This is a genomic window from Campylobacter sp. 1569 (assembly GCF_024723675.1).
Lineage (GTDB): Bacteria > Campylobacterota > Campylobacteria > Campylobacterales > Campylobacteraceae > Campylobacter_D > Campylobacter_D jejuni_C.
Map to the genome: position 1 here is coordinate 1 of NZ_JANQDB010000041.1, position 1,576 is coordinate 1,576.

Genomic DNA, 1,576 nt, shown 5'->3' on the forward strand with positions numbered 1-1,576 from the left:
TGTCTTTTACTTTGTTGGTTAAGACAAGATCGTAGAATTTTAAAGCTTCTAAGTTTTTATCAAAATTAGTCTCATAAGTATTCATGAAAGACCTTTTATACTTTTTTTTAAAATATCTAGTCCATTATTTAGGTTGTTTTGTAAAGAATTTAATGTGGTTATAATTATATCAATCCATTCTTTGTGTATACAAACCCATAAAAACATTTTTACTTTTTTTTCTTCTTGGGTGTGAGCACTCATCATAGAAATTTTTGCTAAAGAAATTTCTTGCAATGCTAGCGCATTGATGAGTACCTCGTTAAGAATGGATATTTTTTCATTTTCAAGGTCTTCTTTAAATTTATGAATTTTTGCGTTTACATTTAAAATTTCTGCAAAATTAGCCTTACTTATATCTGTAATTTTTTGTATTTTATTTATCTTTTTTAAAATAGGATTTAATTCTTTTATGTATTTATCATACCTTACATTTATCATACTTGTTAATTCTTTGAGATTTTTAAACAATTCTTGTTTTATATTGTTTTGCATTTCTTCTGGAATTGGCTTTAAAAGGAATGTGTTGATTTGTTTGTTTTTTGCGAATAGATATTTGCAAAGTTCTTTAAAAGGTTTTTCTATACTTCCTTCTATTCTAGCTCCACCTTCTGTAGCATTAAATATAAAAACATTATGTTGACTTGCTTCTTTTATAAAAATTTCAATACCTTGCTTGTACGCCATCCATGCTTCGTGTGTATATACACTACCATTATTATTATATGCTTTAGTTTCGATGATATTTTTATAATATCCTGTATCTAAATTATTTCCATGAGAAAAGTCTTTTGAGTGTGACGAAAAGTCTTTATCATATGCTAAATCTTGCCCTATCAAAATAATATTTTTGTAACCTAGCTTTAAAGCAAGTTCACAAGCCATAGAAGAAACATTTAGTCCACCTAGGGTCTCAAAATTATTTTTTTTTAAGAGATCGCCATATAAAGAATTATTTTTTGGTGCTATAATGGTTTTCCTGTTGTTTTTTTCAAGATAAGCTAATGTTTTTGGATGGGTCAAAATAGAAATTATAAAAATTATGTCTTTATCGAATTCTTTAAAATCATTGTTAAAAAATTCGCTAGATAAATCATTTTGCTCCAAACATACAACATAGTCGGGTTTAATGTTGTGTTTTGCTAATATAGGGTAGCTTCCATCTACGCAAATGATGGATGTTTTGCTTGAGTATTCTTTCAATAAAGATAGTTGCTTGGTAAGACTAGGACCACTTGCTACAATAACAACATTTTCATTTTTAAATTTTCTTTGCTTTAAAAGTGAGTCTAAAGATGGCTTTGAAAGCATGGTTGGAAAAGTAGTAATTTGTTTATATAAAGTATATATGAATCTTTCAGCATCAAATCCCAGCGTATTATATAAAAAATTCAAAATTTGCTCTAAATCATGATCTATTTTATTCATATCATCTTGAAATATTTTATAGTAATCACAGTGACTAAAAATCTTACTATCGTATAAATAGCTTCTTAATCCTAAGGTTCCACTAAGATAAGCTAGAATACTTGATAAA

At 27.0% G+C, this 1,576-nt stretch carries 1 protein-coding gene; it reads right to left on the reverse strand.

Going from position 1 to position 1,576, the window contains the following annotated elements; all coding sequences use genetic code 11:
- Positions 1 to 81: 81 nt before the first annotated feature.
- The coding region (locus CAMP5060_RS08055) for a motility associated factor glycosyltransferase family protein (protein WP_337218202.1) at positions 82 to 1,576 on the reverse strand (1,495 nt) is incomplete at its 5' end.